Origin of the sequence: Alkalispirochaeta alkalica DSM 8900 (genome assembly GCF_000373545.1) — a bacterium.
Classification (GTDB): domain Bacteria; phylum Spirochaetota; class Spirochaetia; order DSM-27196; family Alkalispirochaetaceae; genus Alkalispirochaeta; species Alkalispirochaeta alkalica.
This window is the reverse complement of the sequence record NZ_KB891714.1, coordinates 66,621-83,984: the sequence shown is the minus strand read 5'-3', so window position 1 is coordinate 83,984 and position 17,364 is coordinate 66,621. Positions and strand designations below refer to the sequence as shown.

16 protein-coding genes are annotated in these 17,364 nt (G+C 63.2%); 13 read left to right on the top strand and 3 right to left on the bottom strand.

What is annotated here, in order from left to right; genetic code table 11:
• Nucleotides 1–132: 132 nt before the first annotated feature.
• Complete coding sequence (locus B071_RS0109185; RefSeq protein ID WP_438829675.1) at nt 133–3,123, bottom strand: M16 family metallopeptidase; 2,991 nt, start codon at nt 3,121–3,123, stop codon at nt 133–135.
• 255 nt (nt 3,124–3,378) lie between these two features.
• Here B071_RS0109185 and B071_RS18490 point away from each other — a divergent pair, with 255 nt between their 5' ends.
• The 3 genes from B071_RS18490 to B071_RS0109170 all read left to right on the top strand — a co-directional run bounded on the left by B071_RS18490 (nt 3,379) and on the right by B071_RS0109170 (nt 6,217).
• Nucleotides 3,379–3,798, top strand: coding sequence for an RrF2 family transcriptional regulator (locus tag B071_RS18490; RefSeq protein ID WP_438829671.1), 420 nt, complete (start codon nt 3,379–3,381; stop codon nt 3,796–3,798).
• Between the two features lie 44 nt (nt 3,799–3,842).
• Nucleotides 3,843–4,934, top strand: a complete 1,092-nt coding sequence (gene cysK, locus B071_RS0109175; protein WP_018526803.1) for a cysteine synthase A — start codon at nt 3,843–3,845, stop codon at nt 4,932–4,934.
• A complete protein-coding gene (locus B071_RS0109170) occupies nt 4,931–6,217 on the top strand; it encodes an O-acetylhomoserine aminocarboxypropyltransferase/cysteine synthase family protein (RefSeq protein WP_018526802.1) in 1,287 nt (428 codons plus the stop codon). Before cysK ends, B071_RS0109170 begins: the two co-directional genes overlap by 4 nt.
• 26 nt (nt 6,218–6,243) lie before the next feature.
• Here B071_RS0109170 and B071_RS0109165 read toward each other — a convergent pair whose 3' ends face one another.
• Nucleotides 6,244–7,332, bottom strand: coding sequence for a metallophosphoesterase (locus B071_RS0109165; RefSeq protein ID WP_083914756.1), 1,089 nt, complete (start codon nt 7,330–7,332; stop codon nt 6,244–6,246).
• On the opposite strand from B071_RS0109165, the gene B071_RS0109160 reads away from it, so the two are divergent.
• The gene (locus tag B071_RS0109160) at nt 7,250–9,265 is read left to right on the top strand and encodes an ATP-binding response regulator (protein WP_094354955.1); all 2,016 of its coding nucleotides are present in this window, start codon (nt 7,250–7,252) and stop codon (nt 9,263–9,265) included. The two genes, B071_RS0109165 and B071_RS0109160, sit on opposite strands and share 83 nt — an antisense overlap.
• A 125-nt stretch (nt 9,266–9,390) precedes the next feature.
• Nucleotides 9,391–9,996 carry a uridine kinase gene (udk, locus tag B071_RS0109155; RefSeq protein WP_018526799.1) on the top strand — a complete coding sequence of 202 codons (606 nt, stop codon included), beginning with the start codon at nt 9,391–9,393 and terminating at the stop codon, nt 9,994–9,996.
• Nucleotides 9,997–10,023: 27 nt separating this feature from the next.
• On the opposite strand, the gene B071_RS0109150 is transcribed toward udk, so the two are convergent.
• Nucleotides 10,024–10,233 (bottom strand): PspC domain-containing protein, encoded by a 210-nt coding sequence (locus B071_RS0109150; protein WP_018526798.1) that lies wholly within the window; start codon nt 10,231–10,233, stop codon nt 10,024–10,026.
• Between the two features lie 214 nt (nt 10,234–10,447).
• On the opposite strand from B071_RS0109150, the gene B071_RS16850 reads away from it, so the two are divergent.
• The 8 genes from B071_RS16850 to B071_RS20615 form a co-directional block, all read left to right on the top strand.
• Nucleotides 10,448–11,056 (top strand): TetR/AcrR family transcriptional regulator, encoded by a 609-nt coding sequence (locus B071_RS16850; RefSeq protein WP_018526797.1) that lies wholly within the window; start codon nt 10,448–10,450, stop codon nt 11,054–11,056.
• Nucleotides 11,034–11,798, top strand: a complete 765-nt coding sequence (locus B071_RS0109140; RefSeq protein WP_018526796.1) for a 16S rRNA (uracil(1498)-N(3))-methyltransferase — start codon at nt 11,034–11,036, stop codon at nt 11,796–11,798. The genes B071_RS16850 and B071_RS0109140 overlap by 23 nt, the downstream gene beginning before the upstream one ends.
• A 96-nt stretch (nt 11,799–11,894) precedes the next feature.
• Nucleotides 11,895–12,293: a response regulator gene (locus B071_RS0109135; protein ID WP_040587962.1), complete on the top strand. Its 399-nt coding sequence runs from the start codon at nt 11,895–11,897 to the stop codon at nt 12,291–12,293.
• Nucleotides 12,294–12,349: 56 nt separating this feature from the next.
• A complete protein-coding gene (gene murC / locus B071_RS16845; RefSeq protein WP_018526794.1) occupies nt 12,350–13,885 on the top strand; it encodes a UDP-N-acetylmuramate--L-alanine ligase in 1,536 nt (511 codons plus the stop codon).
• On the top strand, nt 13,882–14,748 hold the full coding sequence (locus tag B071_RS0109125; protein ID WP_018526793.1) for a YicC/YloC family endoribonuclease: 867 nt from the start codon (nt 13,882–13,884) through the stop codon (nt 14,746–14,748). Before murC ends, B071_RS0109125 begins: the two co-directional genes overlap by 4 nt.
• A gap of 63 nt (nt 14,749–14,811) precedes the next feature.
• Nucleotides 14,812–15,336, top strand: a complete 525-nt coding sequence (cmk, locus tag B071_RS0109120) for a (d)CMP kinase (RefSeq protein WP_018526792.1) — start codon at nt 14,812–14,814, stop codon at nt 15,334–15,336.
• On the top strand, nt 15,336–15,758 hold the full coding sequence (locus B071_RS0109115; RefSeq protein WP_018526791.1) for a secondary thiamine-phosphate synthase enzyme YjbQ: 423 nt from the start codon (nt 15,336–15,338) through the stop codon (nt 15,756–15,758). The genes cmk and B071_RS0109115 overlap by 1 nt, the downstream gene beginning before the upstream one ends.
• Nucleotides 15,759–15,898: 140 nt before the next feature.
• Nucleotides 15,899–17,364, top strand: a 1,466-nt coding sequence (locus B071_RS20615; protein WP_018526790.1) for a hypothetical protein, incomplete at its 3' end; no start/stop codon positions are given.

The window sequence follows — 17,364 nt, the reverse complement described above, 5'->3', positions numbered from 1 at the left end:
TGTCACGGCAGATAGCGCATGGTATCAGAGGAAAGACGACACCCCTGTGTCCTGGTTATTCCGGATCGACCCGGTATATCCCCGGCTCTGATCCCGGCCTCCCCGGTGGGGAGGGCAGGATCAGGAGCCATGCTACTCCTCCGGGTCTGGTGAGCCCGGGGCGGGCGAGTCCGGGCCGGGCAGGAGAAGCAGCTCCAGGCGTCGGTCCATGTCNATGTAGCGTCGGGCAGTCTCCTGGATATCCTCGGCCGAGAGCGAGTCGATCAGCTCCGGAAGATCCAGAAGCGCCTCGAAGTCCCGGCCCTGTTCCCAGGAGAAGAGGAGCGAACCCAGCCAGTAGCTGTTTTCCCGCTGGTTTCGGCGGTATCGTTCCCGCTGCTGCGCCTTGATCCGCTGGAGGGCGCTCTCCGAAGCCGGTTCGTCCAGCACCTCCTGGAGGACCTCCAACGTTCGGGCGATCAGATCCTGGCTTCTGCCGGGGTCCATCCCGAAGCTGATCTGCAGGAAGGCCTGGGGATCGGGTAGCCGCTGACGCCAGGTGGTGGCCCGGACACCGTAGGTGCCCCCCTCCTCCTCGCGGATAACCTCGCGCAGTCGCAGGTTGAGCAGATCTCCCACGCTGTTCCAGCGGTGGTTCTCCCTCTGGGACCAGGAATAATNGCTGTGAAAGAGAATCGCCACCTGGGCGATCTCTTCCGTCCCCGCTCTGACCGTCTCCCGGAGGAGGTCATCCGGGAGGGAGAAGGCCCGGGAAGGAAAATCCCGATCTTCCTCGCGCGGGGGCTGTCGGGGGTCATCGGGGGGGGCGATCCCCCCCAGGTAGCGCGCCGCCAGCCGGGCCGTCTCGTCGGGATCCAGGGAACCGGTGAAGAAGAGGGCGATCTCCCGGGTATCGCTGAACCACCGGCTGTGGGCGCTTGTTATCTCCTCCAGGGTAACCGCCTCGATCTCTTCTATCGAGAGAGGAGCTTTCCGGGGATCCCCTGCGCTGGAGAGCTCCTGAAATCGCCGCTGGAATATTCCCTGGGGNGAGGCGTCGCGGCCTCGCAGGGCCTGAATGTGCTGCTGTCGTACCGTCTCCAGCGCATCCTGGTCAAAACGGGGACTCGTCAGACTCAGGTATATCAGTTGAAAGAGCGTCTCCAGATCCTCCTGCCGGGTCGATCCCGAGAGGCGCTCCGACGTGAGCCCTATATCGGTGGATATTCGTACTGACCGTCCTGCCAGGGCCCGTTCCAGGGCCGAGGCCGAAAGCTCTCCAAGACCGCTCTCGCCGGCCACGGCCGTNGCAAGACGCGCGGCGCTCAGGAAGGGGTCAGATATCTTCTGGAGTCCTCCGGGGCTGTGAGCCGCGAAGAGAATTTCATCGCTCCGGTAATCGCTGGGCCGGATGAAGAGGCGGATACCGTTAGAGAGGAGATATTCCTCCGTTTCNACCCGGGGATGGCTCCGTTTTTCCACGATCTCTCCTGCCCGGGGGGGAGCCGAGGGAAGAAGGCTCGGCTGGTCCTCCTCATCGGGGGGCGTCAGGGGTCGGGTCCGGGCCTCGTCGATGATCTCCCTCAGCTCCTCCCGGGAAGGTATGGCCCCCCCACCGGGGAGTCGACCCTGACCGTCATCGCGCAGACTGGCCAGCACAACCAGCTCGGGACTCTCCAGAACGCGTGAGACCACGGCCGACACCTCCTCCAGGGATATCTCCGGCAGAAGCGTGTGGTAAAGCCGGTGCTCGAAGGCGATCCCCGGGACGGGCTCCTGGCGGGTCCGGTGACGAACCACCTCGTCTGCCAGGGACGACGATTCCCGCGTATCGGCATTGATCAGGGCGTTGTCGATGGCCTGAATCATCCGCGCCCTGGCCCGGTTCAACTCGGCCTGGTTGATTCCGAACCTTCGTACCCGTTCCAGTTTCGTCACAAGTACGTCCAGGGCTTCCCGTACCAGATCGTCCCGGGCAACGGCCTGGGCCACGGCGATCTGCGTATCGTGAAGAAAGGAACTCGNGCCGGTTCCCCCGCTCGAGAGAGGCGATCCGGGGGATCGAGCCTCCTCGCGGAGCCGTTCGTTCATGACAGAGAAAAAGAGNCTCTCCACCAGGGCCTGCCGGTAATCCCCCACCGTCACCAGCGGTTCATGAGGTGCCAGGGCGTAGAGCGAGAGGCGGTTCACCGTTGCCTCGGGATCGGAGGCGATGCTGATGCGTGTCCCCTCTCCCGAGGGGCCGGGATAGCGGGTTCGTTCCAGGGGGGTGTCGGGAGCCGGAATCGCTCCGAGGTANCGTCGGGTGAGCTCTTCCAGCTCTTCCAGGGGCAGATCCCCCACCACGATAAGGGCCATATTATCAGGGCGGTACCAGCGCTCGAAAAAATCCACCAGTCGCTCCCTGGGGGCCGTGCGTACCACCTCCATGTCGCCGATGGGAAGCCGCCGGGCGTAGCGCGATCCCTGGAAGATCACGGGAATGTGGGTGTCCATGATGCGAGCCCCGGCACCTCTGCCCCGGCGCCACTCCTCCACGATCACACCCCGTTCCCGGTCGATCGCATCGTCGTCGAAGGTGAGCGCCGATGCCCACTCCTGCATGACCCGAAACCCCTGGTGAAGGGCCTCTGTATCCCCGCCGGGGAGTTCCAGCTTGTAGACCGTTTCGTCAAAACTGGTGTAGGCGTTGATATCGGGGCCGAACCGCCTGCCCAGACTCTCCAGGTACGCCACGAGCTCCCCCTCGGGGAAGGACTCGGTGCCGTTGAAGGCCATATGTTCCACGAAGTGGGCCAGTCCCCGCTGATCCTCCTCTTCCAGAATACTGCCTGCATCCACCACAAGGCGCAGCACCACCGTCTCTTCCGGCCAGGAATGGGATTTGAGAAAAAACTCGAGGCCGTTTTCCAGGGTTCCCCGGCGTATGTCCCGGGAGAAGGGGAGGGGCTCCTCCAGCGAGAGCTCCCCCGGGGCCTCTTCTGTTTCGAGGGTTCTCTCCGTCTCGAGCAGCGTCTCGAGTGGCGTCTCGAGTGGCGTCTCTGCCTCGAGCACATCCTCCGCCTCGAGCGCCGTCTCTGCCGGGGGAGGGGAGGGCGTTTCACCTCGACCCCGGGCCGCCAGGGGGGCCAGGCCGAGGGCCATTCCCAGGAGCAGGGCGAGCCCCGGGACTGCCCCTTTCCGGGGAAGAAAACATCTGTTCAACCAGACCAGAACCGTTGGGAAGAAGCTGCTCCTGTACGTCATGAATCCGCCTTTCATGGGACTGAGAATACAGCTGCCCGGTGATCATCGTCCACCGGCGGGCTCCCGGAGCGGAGAAAAAGGGTGGGGGCTGCCCTTGAAAAGGTTGACTTAAATNCTATGGTATATTACCCTGTATCCATACATGATTAGGGAGTGTTGTTCGTGTGGTCGCAAAAAACGCGGTACGCCCTGAGGGCCATGATTCATCTCTCTCTCCAGGGGGATCGCCGGGTTCCGGCGGGTGATATTTCCCGGCGGTGCGGGGTACCCCGGAAGTATCTGGAGACGATCATGGCCGATCTGCGCCGGGGAGGGTTGGTGGAAAGCTCCCGGGGAAAGACCGGGGGATACCGGGNTCGCAAGGATCCGTCAACGATCGTTTTGGCCGATATCCTGGAGTTGATGGAGCCGGAGCTGCTCCGAATTTCCCCGTGGGAGCCCGAGGGAGGGGCCGAAGAACCCTTCCTGGAACGGTTTCAGAGGGCCTTCATAGAGAAGGCCCGGGGAGCAACCCTGGCCGAGGCGATTCTGCAGTGGCAGACCCTCCGGAACGCCTCGGACTACTCCATNTGACTGGCTCTGGTTANACCCGAGCCNGCGGGTGCTCCCGGGCAGGCATGATGATTCCGGGTGTNCAGGAAGCCCCGGGTGGAGAGGGGGCGGGGCCTTCGAGTCACGGGGATCGCGAAGAGAGGAATTTCANGGAGGTCAAAGATGGGGGNATCGCGACAGAGGGCGCGGGAGANGGCACAAAGGGAGAAAATGCAGATATGGAAAAGATGAGTACCATGACCGTGATTGATACGATCGGGAACACTCCTCTGGTGGAGCTCAGGAGAATGGCACAGGGGCTTCNCGGGAAGGTCCTGGTGAAGCTGGAAAACCGGAATCCCCTGGGGTCCGTAAAGGACAGAATCGGCCGGGCCATGATCGAGGCAGCCGAGGAGTCGGGGGCGCTCTCCGGGGGGGCCACCATCGTGGAGGCCACCAGCGGGAACACCGGGATCGCNCTGGCCTACGTGGGGGCCGCCAAGGGGTACAAGGTCATCCTGGCCATGCCCGAGACGATGAGCATCGAGCGGCGGCGACTGCTGGTTGCTTTGGGAGCCCGGCTGGAACTCACCGACGGGTCCCGGGGNATGAAAGGTGCGCTCGAGCGCGCNCGGGAGATCGTGGAGGCCACNCCCGGGGCGGTGATGATGTCGCAGTTTTCCAACGCCGCCAACCCCGCCGTGCACGAGAGAACCACCGGCCCGGAGATCTGGCNCGATACCCGGGGAGAGGTGGATATCTTCGTGGCGGGCGTGGGCACAGGNGGAACGATCACCGGCACGGGGCGGGCTCTGCGGGCACGGAAACCCGAGGTTCAGCTTGTAGCGGTAGAACCGGCGGGATCACCGGTGCTCTCCGGGGGCGAGGCGGGGCCGCATATGATCCAGGGAATTGGGGCCGGTTTTGTCCCCGAGATNCTCGACACGTCCCTGCTGGACAGAGTTATGCAGGTGACGGCCGAGGAATCNGGTGAGGCGGCCCGGCGGCTTGCCCGGGAAGAGGGGATCTTCTCGGGGATATCGGCGGGGGCNAATGTCCANGCGGCGCTGACGCTCGCCGCCGATCCGGCCCAGGAGGGGAAAACGATCGTTACCGTGGTGTGCGATACGGGAGAACGTTATTTGAGCACCTGGCTCTACGAGGAGACAATTACATGAGTTACCGCTTTGAGACACTGGCCCTGCACGCAGGGCAGGAGAAAGACCCGGCTGCACCCAGCCGAGGAGTCGCCGTTCACCGCACCACGGCGTATAACTTCCGCGACAGCGAACACGCGGCCAACCTCTTCTCGCTGAAAGAGCTGGGCTATATCTACACGCGCCTCCAGAACCCCACCCAGAACATCCTGGAAGAGCGGGTATCGGCCCTCGAGGGGGGCGCCGCAGCCCTGGCCCTCGCCTCGGGGACCAGCGCGATCTACTACGCCATCATCAACGTAGCCCGCGCGGGTGACGAGATCGTCTCGTCACGCTACCTCTACGGCGGAACCTACACCATGTTCACGGAAATTCTCCCCCAGTTCGGGATCACCGTTCGTCTGGTGGACCCCCTGAACCTGGAAGAGCTGGAAGGAGCGATCACGCCACGAACACGAGCGGTCTTTCTGGAGTCGATCGGGAACCCCACCCTGGTGGTCCCCGATTTTGAGGCGATCGGCGAGATCGCTCACCGCCATCGGGTCCCCCTGATTGTGGATTCCACCTTCACCACACCCTACCTGCTGAGACCCCTGGACCACGGAGCTGATATCGTGGTCCACAGCCTCACCAAGTGGATAGGCGGTCACGGCACGGGAATAGGAGGTGTTGTGGTTGACAAGGGCACCTTCGACTGGAAAGACCCCAAGTTTGTGAACCTCGTGGAGCCCGACGGAGGCTATCACGGTCTGCGCTACGCCTACGATCTGGGAGACCTCTCGCCGCTGGCCTACATCCTCAGGATGCGCCTGGTTCCCCTGCGGAACCTGGGGGCCGCCATCAGCCCCGATAACGCCTGGATGTTTCTGCAGGGTCTGGAAACGCTCCCCCTGCGCATGGAGCGGCACAGCGCCAACGCAGAAAGGGTAGCCCGATTTCTCGCTGAACACCCCCAGGTCGAGTGGGTCTGGTACCCCGGACTCGAGGGAACGGCCGGCCACGATCACGCCCGGCGCTATCTCCCGCGCGGCTTCGGCGGAATGGTTACCTTCGGCATCTCCGGAGGGCGCGCTGCGGGCGAGCGTTTTATCGACGGCCTCTCGCTCTTCAGCCACGTGGCCAACGTGGGGGACGCCAAAAGTCTGGCGATCCACCCCGCCGGNACAACCCACAGCCAGTTGAACCAAGAGCAGCAGGAGCGCTCCGGGGTTCGTCCCGAGCTGGTGCGCCTCTCCATCGGGATCGAGCACCCCGAAGATATCCTGGAGGACCTGGAACGGGGCTTTGCCGCTGCCCGGGGGTAATTCTCCCGGGGGGTGCCCCCGGGTTGCTACCGGCCCGTCCCGGAGGAAGGGCCGGCAGGCGAGGCGTTGACGAAGACAAAGTTCTCCCGCCGAAGCGGCTCTTCCCCGTCGAAACGGTAGGCGCAGAGAAGCCCCTCCCGGGCGATGCTGTAGTCCAGGCACGCCACCAGGGGAGCCAGAGGCTCGGGGGTTCCCCTGAGCCAGTAATGGCCCATAAAGAGGGGCTTGTCTCCCCGGTACCCGGGAATCCGCTCCAGCAGGGAGGGGTCCACGGGGAGAAAGCCCAGCTCCTGATCTGCCGGAGGCATGGCAAGGTCGGCCATGGTAGCGGGCGCCGCCTCGGGAGAGAGCCACCAGCGCACGCGGGTTTTTNTGCGGGCCACCCCCTCCTTGTCGCGGTAGAACGCCCCCTGGGGAAGGGGAACTTCCACACCCTTCAGCAGTATCTCCACGGCTCTGCTCTCGGGGTTCTCGCCGAAGGCGCTCAGGAAGAGGGTTCTGTCGTCGCGGAGTGCCAGGGGGTTGCGTCCGATCTCGTCCAGGGCGCGTTCTTCCCAGGCCGCGTGGACCACCCGGAAGAGGGGATCCTCCAGGTAGAGCGGAAGCTGGCGTAGCCAGAGGAGCGCCTCGCGCAGTCGCCTTTCCGCTCTGGTTGGCCGGTGGTCACCGTCGAGAACTCCCCTGTCGCCCTCGGGGCTTTCGGGGTCGATGCCGAATTGCTCCAGGGTGGCCCGATGCTGTGCCCGATGAACAGCCGTGTGCTGCCGGAGCCAGCCTCCTGNACCATCGGGAGTGTGCCAGGCCAGGGCGTTGTATTCGTGGTTACCCAGCACTGCCCGGGCAGCCCCGCCTTCGACCATGGCCCGTACCAGATCCAGGGTCTCGGGGATAGCCGGTCCCCGGTCCAGAAAGTCCCCCACAAAGACCACCTGCCGTCGCCCCCCGGGGAACCGCCAGGTCCCCCCGCGATAGCGGTACCCCAGGACCCGGAGAAGTTCTTCCAGAGGACAAAAATGTCCGTGAATATCACCAATGATGTCGTACACCCTTGCAATTGCATCGAAGTTGGTTGAAAATTTCAAGGTGGTCGAAAAAAATGAATTCTTAAACACCATTTCATCTCCGGCGGGCCTGGTGGACCACCGGGGGTGCCTGGTCGCCGTGAACGGACCCTTCGCCCGCCGNTTCGGGGCTGTCGCCGAGGGAGCTCCCCTGGTTCTTGCCCTCTCGGCGGGCGGGGAGGAGCGGTGCGGCTGGCTCCCCTCGGGCGANTGGGACCAGGACAGGGCCGATCTGGAAGGGGGAGGGCTCTGTCCGTCCCTGAAAGTCCGGTTTGTCGCGCTGGATGGGGGGCAGTGGCTCTTTGTGTGCCCCGGCCGGGGCGGGGAGGGCGAGGATCAGCAGAACCTGCGGGGGTGTTCCTCCAGGATAATCCAGGCTTTTCTGCGGAGTGCCGATGAGGCCTCCTTCGTGGTGGACGAGAAGGGAACCNTCCTGGCCTGGAACGATCTGGCCAGGGAATACGCCCTCTCGGGTGAGCGCCTGGGTGCGGGCGGAGCTGTGGGCGAGGAACTNCGGGTGACTCAGTACGGGCGTCCCCTGGATGCGGCAGGCCTTGTGGAACAAGCGCTCCGGACGGGCGAGGACCTTCGTTTCGGAGCGGGGATAACCCTCGTTACTTCCCGGGGCGCCTCGGTNCAGGTGGAGCTCCGGGTGTACCCCTTTCCCCGGGCCCGGGGAGCTCTCGCGGAAGGGCCCGGGGGGCAGCGTCTTGCTCAGAGTCAGGGCGAGTCCTGTCTGGCCGAGGAGTTCCAGGGAGCCCTGATCGCGGTGGTCAATACCGAGGANCGGCTCCGGATCCGCCGGGATCTCGCCCAGGTGCAGCACGCCCAGAATATCCTCCGCGCCGCCCGGGGGCTCGCTCACNACCTGACCAACGCCTGTACTACCCTCTTTGGTCATCTGGAGATCATCCGCTGGAACACCGACGAGGACGTGACCGCTCTNACGGCGGCTGTCAGAAAGGTTCAGCGCCTGGCCCACCGGTTCGGCGAGTTTTCTTCCGATTCGGCAGCGCGGNTGCTGCCCGACCTGGGAGAAATCGGGCAGGAGGGGGCGGATCGGGTGGAAGAGACGATTCTGAATGTGGTGGATCTGGCCCTGAGCGGTACCTCGATCCGCGCCACCTTCGACATTCAGGGGCCCTTGGCCCCGGTGGTGCTCCCCCCGGACCTTCTGGGGCAGGCTCTCTTTAACGTGATAACCAACGCCGTGGAGGCCATGCCCGAGGGAGGCGTCCTCCACGTGAAGGCCTCCCTCTCCAGAGCGGGCTCTTCTCCCGGAGGGNCCCCCTTCGTGGTGATCATTGTGCAGGACGAGGGCCACGGCATGGACTCCCGGACAGCCCGGGACGCGCTCCAGCATTACTTCTCCACCAAGGAGGGCGGCTCGGGAATGGGGTTGCCCGTGGCAGTGTCGCTGGTAGAGGCCTGCGGGGGCAGGTTTTCTCTCTCGGCGGACCCCGGTTTTGGCACCACCGTGACCCTGAAGATTCCCCTGCAGGGAACAGATCTGGTGCCCGGGGAGGCAGACCGGGGAGAGACCCACCAGAGCGGGGGACACCGGAGCCTGACAGGTCTCTCGGTGCTTCTGGTGGAAGACGATCTTCTGGTCCGTCGTTCGATTGAACGGAGTCTGCGTGTTCTGGGCTGTTCCGTGACGGCCGTGGAGAACGGGGAACGGGCGCTCCTGCTGTGCCACGATCGGGGAGGCGATCTGAAGAGGCAACTTCCCTTCGATCTGCTCATGACCGATCTCTCCATGCCGGGCCGTGTCAACGGGATCGAGCTCCTGCGCCGGTTCCGCGAGCTCTACCCGACCCTGCCGGCGCTCTTGAGTTCCGGAGTCCTGCACGATTATCCCGGTTCGTCCTACCACGAGGCTGGGTTCCAGGCGGTGCTCCGCAAGCCCTTTGGTCTGGATCAGTTACGCCAGGCGGTGCAGGAGGCGATCTCCTCCTCCCTGGATCCCCCTGCGGCGATGGCCTGAGGGGGAGGGCAAGAACGGAGGCGGGTTGGTGCTGGTGCGGTGATGGGAAAAAAGTGCGGGCCTGCAAAAACCTCCCGAAAGGGCGTTGCCACCTCGGGAAACAGACCCTATAGTACGGGGCGAGTATGGCACGAATAATTGGGATAACCGGCGGGTCCGGGTCCGGCAAGACGACGATTGTACGTAAGATCTCCGAGATCGTGGGGGATTTCACCTTTATTCCGCAGGATAACTATTATCGCTCCGCCGAGTATGTGAGTAATACCAACATCACGGCCTTCAACTTCGATCATCCCTCGGCCTTTGATACGGATCTGCTGGTGGAACAGCTCGGGCTGCTGCGTCAGGGCCAGGAGATCGCCATGCCGCAGTACGACTTTGTCAAGCATCGGCGAAAGGAAGAGACCGTTCGGGTCAAGCCGGGGAAGCTCGTGATCCTCGAGGGAATCATGCTTTTTTTTGAGCCGCGCATCCGGGAGCTGATTGACCTGAAAATCTTCGTNGATACCCCCGATGACATTCGCTTTATCCGCCGGCTCACCCGGGACATCGAGGAGCGGGGCCGTACGGTCTCATCGGTTATCGATCAGTATCTGGAGGCGGTCCGGCCGGGCCACTACGAGTTTATCGAACCCAGCAAGGTCTACGCTGACCTGATCGTTCCCGAGGGGGGAGAGAACAAGAAAGCCCTGGAAGTGCTGGTCTCCTTCATGCAGGGGATCCTGGCCTGACCCGCACCGACCCCGGGGTGGTCCGGGTCAGCCCGGGTTTTCTTTCATGATCAGGGCCGCAACAAAGTAGGCCAGGAAGCCGCTGCCACTGACCAGGACCAGCAAGATCGTGATCAGGCGCACCAGAGTTGAGTCAACACCGAAATATTCGGCGATCCCTCCGCAGACGCCCAGAAGTTTCCGGTCCCGGCGACTGCGGTAGAGCTTTTTCCCCTCGGGAACTCGATAATCGGACATAGTTCGTTCATTCTAGCGGTGCTGTCCGGGCTGTGCAACCTGCCATCGTGTTCTGTCGGGTCTCGGGCCTCTGGGCCTCTGGGCGATATCGGGCTTTCCGGTCCGGGGATATCTCAGGCCCGGGGGGCTGGGGACGAGTCCGGGCCAGGAAGAGGAGCGGGAAAGCGTCGCGGTAAATTGACCTCCCCTCGGAAGATACGGTATCGTCCCTGTCATGGGCCAACGAAAGACAACTCCTGAAAACCGGGAGCGCATCCTCAGGATCGCCGCTCAGCTGATCCGGGAGAAGGGGATCGAGCACACCACCCTGGCGCACATCGCCGAGGCGGCAAATATCAGCAAGGGAACTCTCTACTACTATTACGCCACCAAGGGTGATCTCATCTTCGACATTGCCGACCGGCACATGAACAATATGACCAGCCGGGTTTTCCGCTGGCTCGAGTCCAGCGGCTCCGGCCAGTCTCCGCGGATGGTTTTCCGGCTCGTTCTGGACACGGTCATGCACTCCCGAAGCCGGGGCCATACCCACGTCTATCTCCTGCAGGAGGCGCTCACCCAGAACCCCTCCCTGAAAGCCCGTTTTGTCGAGGAATACCACCGCTGGCGCGGAATCATAGAAGAGGGGCTGACCCGCATCTACGGTGACCAGCGGGAATACACCGTCATGGCCCAGGTTCTCCTGACAACCCTGGACGGCCTGGTCCTGCAACGGCTTGTGGGGAGCGACTCCGTTCCCATCGACGATATCGCCTCGTTTTTTGAACAGGCAGGGGCCCTGTACCAGGGGCTGCCCCGCGATGAATCTGATTCTCTTTCCTGAGAAGCTCCAGAGGTACTCCCTTCCCCGGGACGATTATCGCTACGGTCACATCACGACGGTGCTCCGGGCACGGCCCGGCGCCACCCTGCGGGTGGGGGTCGTCGATGGTGCCCTGGGAGAAGCCACTCTGGTCTCTCTGGATCAGGAGGGGCTCTCCCTCTCGGTGGACTGGAGGGACGGCACCGCTGCCCTGCGCCCGCCCGAACCGGTAACCCTGCTCCTGGGGCATCCGCGCCCGCCCGTATTGAAGCGTCTGCTCCGGGATCTCACGACCCTCGGGGTAGCAGAGATCCGCGTTTTTTCGAGCGCCCTCAGTGAGGGGGCCTACCAGACGAGTTCTCTCTGGAAAAATCCCGAGAGCTACCTTCTTGAGGGNCTCTCCCAGGGAGAGCAGACCGCGTTGCCCCGGCTCTCCCGCTACGCTTCCCTGAAGCAGGTCCTGAGCGAGGACGGTCTGGTGCCTCCACCCGGGGAGGGGCGGTATTTTGGAACCCTGGAACTCCCGGGGGCGCTTTCTGCCCGGGAGTTTCTCAGTCGGGCCGGGGATTTCCGGGCCCTGCGGTTCTGTGTGGGGCCCGAGCGGGGCTTCCTGCCACGGGAGGAAAGGCTCTTGCAGGATCACGGGTATCGGCCCATGACGCTGGGGCCCAGAAAGCTGCGGACCGAGACAGCGGCGATCCTCTTTGCCGGGCTCGCCGGGGCAGCCGGGCTCGCCGGAGAAGCCCGAACCTCCCCGGAGTGACGGGGCGGCTGTTGTGCCGCCGGGGTGCGGTCACGGGGAGATGAACGTGGTNCAGATCGGGTTGATCGTGTTACCATAGACGGAAAGGCTCCGGGTATGGAGCGATCTGCGGCGGAGGAGGAGACGGTGAGAATTCTCGCGGTGGACGATTCGGTCTCGATGCGGCATATGCTGGCGATGATTCTTGCCGACGAAGGCCACGACGTTGTGATAGCCTCCGATGGCGCCGATGCCCTGAACCGCCTGGACTGCGCCTTCGACCTGATCATCACCGATATCAATATGGCCGGTATGGACGGGCTCGAGCTTGTGCGAAGAATACGGGCTGGCGATGTGTGCCCCTACCTTCCCATCATCATTCTCACCACCGAGGGTGGGGCGGATAAAAAACGCGAAGGCCTGCGTGCCGGGGCAACGGCGTGGATCACAAAGCCCTTCAGCCGGGATCTCCTTATCGGCACCATCGCGAAGGTGGTTCATGGCAATGCTCACTAGGAGAGAGCCCCCGGTCTCGCTGGACCCGGAGGCGGGAACCGCGTACACTCCCTGATATGATTGATTCTGATCCGGCGTCCATCGTGCAGGCCCGTGNGGTCCATCTCACGGGTATCAAGGGGACCGGNGTCGCTGCGCTCGCCGAAATTCTGGTCGGCGAGGGTGTNGCTGTCTCGGGGAGTGACGGTCCCGATACGTTTTATACGGANGAACTCCTGGCGAAGATCGGGGTAATCCCCCGGGTAGGGTTTCAGGCAGACCATATTCCCCCCGGGGCGGAGGCCCTCGTCTATTCTGCTGCCTACGGACCGGATAATCCCGAGCGCCTGGAGGCCCGACGNCGGGGTCTGCCCCAGTTCAGCTACGCCGAAGCCCTGGGGGCGCTTTCCCGGGGGCGGATCAGTCTCGGGGTGAGCGGTGTTCACGGAAAAACCTCCACCACGGCCATGCTGGGGGCGATGGTGGCTGGTACGACGGTACCCGCTACGGTTGTNGTGGGCAGCGCCGTGCCAGCCTTCGGNGGCTCCGCAACCCTGCGCCAGGGTCAGCGCATGCTCATAGCCGAGACCTGCGAGTACCGGCGGCATTTTCTCTCCTTTGCTCCCGATGTGGCGATCATCACCAGTGTCGAGGCNGACCACCAGGATTATTTCCCCGGTCTGGAAGATATTCTCGCTGCCTTTGAAGAGTACGCCCTGAGCATCTCNTCGGGGGGGGNGCTGGTCTACTGCGCCGATGATCCCGGAGCNTGTGAGGTGGCTCGGCGGGTTTCGGCCCGGCGGAAGGACCTCCGGCTTCTTCCCTATGGCTTCTCGGCCCGGGGGCGCTGGCGGTGCACGCTTCTGGAGCCGGGAGAGGGGGTTCAGCGCTTCGCCCTGGGCGAGGATCATTCCGGGGATTCGGCCCCGGAGGATTCCCGGGGGGGGAACCCCTGGGAGCTGGCCCTTCCCGGTGCACACATGGTGGCCAACGCTACGGGAGCGATCTGCGGTCTGGAAGCGTTGTTGGGGCTGGGTAATCTTTCCCNGGAAGAGATCGCTTCCATGGAGCCCGCCTGGCGGGGTGGACTCGCCAGTTTTCAGGGGACCCGGCGTCGGAGCGAGGTGGTGGCCCGCCTGGGGGGGGTGACGATCATCGATGACTACGCCCATCATCCCACGGCTATCCGGGCGACCCTGGAGGGGCTTCGCAATTTCTATCCCTCGTCGAGGCTGGTGGTGGTTTTCATGTCCCATACCTACTCTCGTACCGCAGCGCTGCTCGAATCCTTTGCCCGGGCCTTCTCCGCCGCTGATCAGGTNATTCTGAACGACATTTACGCCTCGGCCCGGGAGAAAAACGAGACGGGGATCACGGGAGAGAGCTTTTTCCGGGAGGTTTCCCGATGGCATCCCCGGGTNGCCTACGAGCCCGATTTTGAGGGGGCCGCCCGGTATCTCCTGGGGACACTCTCCCCCGGAGACGTGCTGGTTACCATGGGTGCCGGTGACAACTTCCGGATCGGGCGGCGGGTGGCGGAACTGCTCGCCGAGCGGGAGCCTTCGGGGCAGACCAGGATCGGGAACGAGGGAAATGAGGAGGTGGGCCTATGAAAAGCATGACGGGCTACGCAACGGTTGAACGACACAGCCCGGAACGATCCTGTTCTGTGGAGGTGCGCAGCGTAAANAACCGGTATCTTGAGGTGTACACTTCCCTGCCTGCCTATCTTTCCTCTCTGGAACCGGACATAAAAGCCCGGGTGAGTGCCGTCGCTGCCAGGGGGAAGNTCGAGGTTGCGGTGCGGCTGCAGGAGCATCGCCAGAATCTTCGGGTTCGTGTCGATCCCCGGGCCGTCGAGGCTGCCAGAGCTGCCCTGGAGGAGATCCGGGAGTGCGGNGGCATCTCCAGCGAACCCTCCTACGCCGACATCCTCGCCTTTGAGGGGGTCGTGGAGACGGAACGCTCCTTTGACCAGGANGAGGCGTCCCGGGAGGTTATGGCGGTGCTGGAAGAGGCCCTGGCGCAGTGGAACGAGACCCGGTGCACCGAGGGGCGGGCCACGGCGGACGATATGGCCAGGCATCTGGAACGGGTGTCGCGGTGCGCCGAAATCTTTGGAAATCACGCCGGTGAGGTGGAGCAGATAATCTTTCAGACCGTGCGCGACAAGTTCCGCGATGTCCTGGGGGACGAGGCCGAAGAACAGCGTATATACGCCGAGACGGCGGCTCTGATCCTGCGGCATTCCACCAGCGAGGAAGTGTCCCGGCTTCAGAGTCATATCAGGACCTTCGGGGATCTCCTGAACGGTCAGGGCCCCCGGGGAAAACGGCTGGACTTTATCTGCCAGGAGATGAACCGCGAGATCAATACCACGGGGAGCAAGACGATTCTCTCGGCGGTTCAGGCCGCTGTTGTGGAAGCAAAGGACGCTGTAGAGGCCTTGCGGGAACAGGTTCGCAACGTCGAGTGAGGGTTCGCTGAAGAGAGGCGAAGCAAAAAGAGCATCAAAACAGGAAAAGGAGAGAAGGGGAAGATGAAGCCACTTCGAATTGCAATATCGGGAAAAAGCGGGTGCGGAAACACCACGGTGAGTCGTCTTCTGGCAGAGACCCTGGGGGTAGAACTCGTGAACTACACCTTTCATACCATGGCGGAGGAGGAGGGGGTCTCCTTCGAGGAAATGTGCCGCCGGGCAGAGTCGGACGACTCCTGGGACAGNCTCCTCGATCAGCGCCAGGTGGAGAAGGCCCGGGCGGCGAGTTGTGTCCTCGCCTCGCGTCTCGCCATATGGCTTTTGCAGGAGGCCGATCTTAAAGTGTATCTTCAGGCGAGCCCCGAGGTTCGGGCTGCCCGGATTCACCAGCGCGAGGGGGGGACTCTCGATGAGGTTCAGGCTGCTACCCGGGAGCGGGATCGGCGGGATCACGCCCGGTACGTACGGCTCTACAACATAGACGTGGACTCCTGGAATTTTGCCGATCTTGTGGTGGACACCGAGCGGTACAGGCCCGAGGAGATCGTTCCCCTGATCGTNCAGGCCGTGAAGGACCGGGGTTGATGCATATCCGTCAGGATTTTGTCACCCTGAGACCNCGCTCACGGGGGTTTCACATCATCACCTCCGAGGTGGAACGGGGGGNCTCGGGTCTCTCCACTTTCCGCCAGGGGATCGCTCAGGTGATGATCCTTCATACCAGCGCGGGCCTGACCCTGAACGAGAACGCCGATCCCGACGTTCGAAGCGATTTCTCGGGGATTTTTGACCGGCTGGTTCCCGAGGGNCACCCCTCGTATGTTCATACTCTGGAAGGTCCCGATGATATGCCGGCCCACGCAAAGTCTTCTCTGGTCGGTTCCAGCGTGACGATCCCCGTACGGGACGGGATGTTTCTTCTGGGNACCTGGCAGGGGATATATCTCTGCGAGTTTCGTGATCACGGAGGGCCCCGCCGTCTGGTGGTTACGGTTCTGGGCGAATAGTCGCAAACCGATCAATGCAAACGTTGTTCCCGCCGATAATAGGTACTACCTTTTAAGNAGGGTGTCTCCGGCTTCGACGGGTGTCGGAGCCGGCATCCGGGGCAAAGGGTGAACCTGAGGCGGGTGGTTAGTAGAGTCAGATGAAAGTAGTTCAGAAAGTTCTTGTCAGTCTCCTTCTCGCCACGCTTCTCTTTACGGGTTTTGCCGTGGCGGCCTACTCNGGCCTCTTTGACCTTCTGGACACACGTTTCTATAACCATCGGGTCCGCGACAACGCCCGGCTNCTGCTTGAAGAGGCTCGTTTTGTTGCTCAGGAATATCAGGAGGAGCTCCGTGACGCTGCGGCGGCTTTTGCAGCTCTTCCGTCGGTTCAAAATGTCTTTCGCGTAAACCAGAGCAGGGAAGACACCGAGGCCCGGACAGAGGCGGTGGGGCTTCTCTTTGACACNTATCCCGAGTTCGACTTTATCAGGATCATAGATAGTGACAGGGGAGCGCTCTGGTTCAGCACGCTCCAGGAAGATCTGCGAAGCCGCAGCGATACCCGGCTGGAATACCGGGCCTCGGAGGAGCTGGATCCTCCCCTGAGAGTTCCCGACCCTGGCGACGAACGACCAGGAGTCGAGTGGCTTTCTGATCCTCCCGCTCTGCGGGTTCTCGTGCCCGTGATGGACTCCTTTCGTACTCCCCGGGGGATTTTAATCGCCTGGGCGAGTACGGCGGGTCTGTACAGTCGGCTTCAGTCCGAAGGAATCATTCCTCCCTCTGCCCGGGTTCGGCTCTCTCCGGCGGGGAATCTTGTGATGAACGCCCGGCGCCATTTCAATCAGGAGGATCTTGNCGCCCTCGACCAGGCCCTCGACGATGATGAGGTCCTTCCTCTTCTNCGGAGTCATCTGGGCGAGAGTTATGNTCTGGAACGGATCGATGCCATTCCTTCCTTACCCCCCCTGGTCCTTCTCCTGAACGAGAACGATCTCTCCATGGACCGGCCCTTGCAGATGATTCTGCTGGGGGCGGTCTTCATGGCNGCCTTTCTGATCTCCTANCTGATTCTGAACCTCCGCCAGGACCCCGGCGTGGTTGTGGCCGAACGNTTCCGGCGCTTTCAGCGGGCTGTGGTTCGGGATTATCTCCGGGAGGGGAGNNCCGTGGATCCCGAACTCTGGAAACGGGAGCTCGATAGCCGGCGTCAGCAGATAGAGGCGGAGCTGCGCCGGGGGACGCGAAAGCTGAAGGAGGAGGAACGGGTCCGGGTCGAACAGGATCTTGAACGGAACTGGGCGGAGTTGTACCAGCTGATGGGGTCCAGATCTGCAGGGGGAGCGGTTCAGATCGAACAGCTCAGTCTGCGACAGATCGAGGANATTATCGAGAGGACTCTGGCTCGCCACAGTTTTGGCTCCCCTCCGGGGCCTGCTGAGGGTGTTCCCGGGGGTGCCCGAAAGTCAGCTGCAGGGGCGGGGGCGTCTGCTCCGGTGGCGAAGGGCCCTGCAACGCCCGAACCGGCAGGAGAACCTCTGGACGAGCTGGCATCCGGGGAAGAGCTCGAGGCCCTGGAGGAGCTGGACGAGCTCGAGCCCGAAAGCGAGGCTGAGGCGCTGGA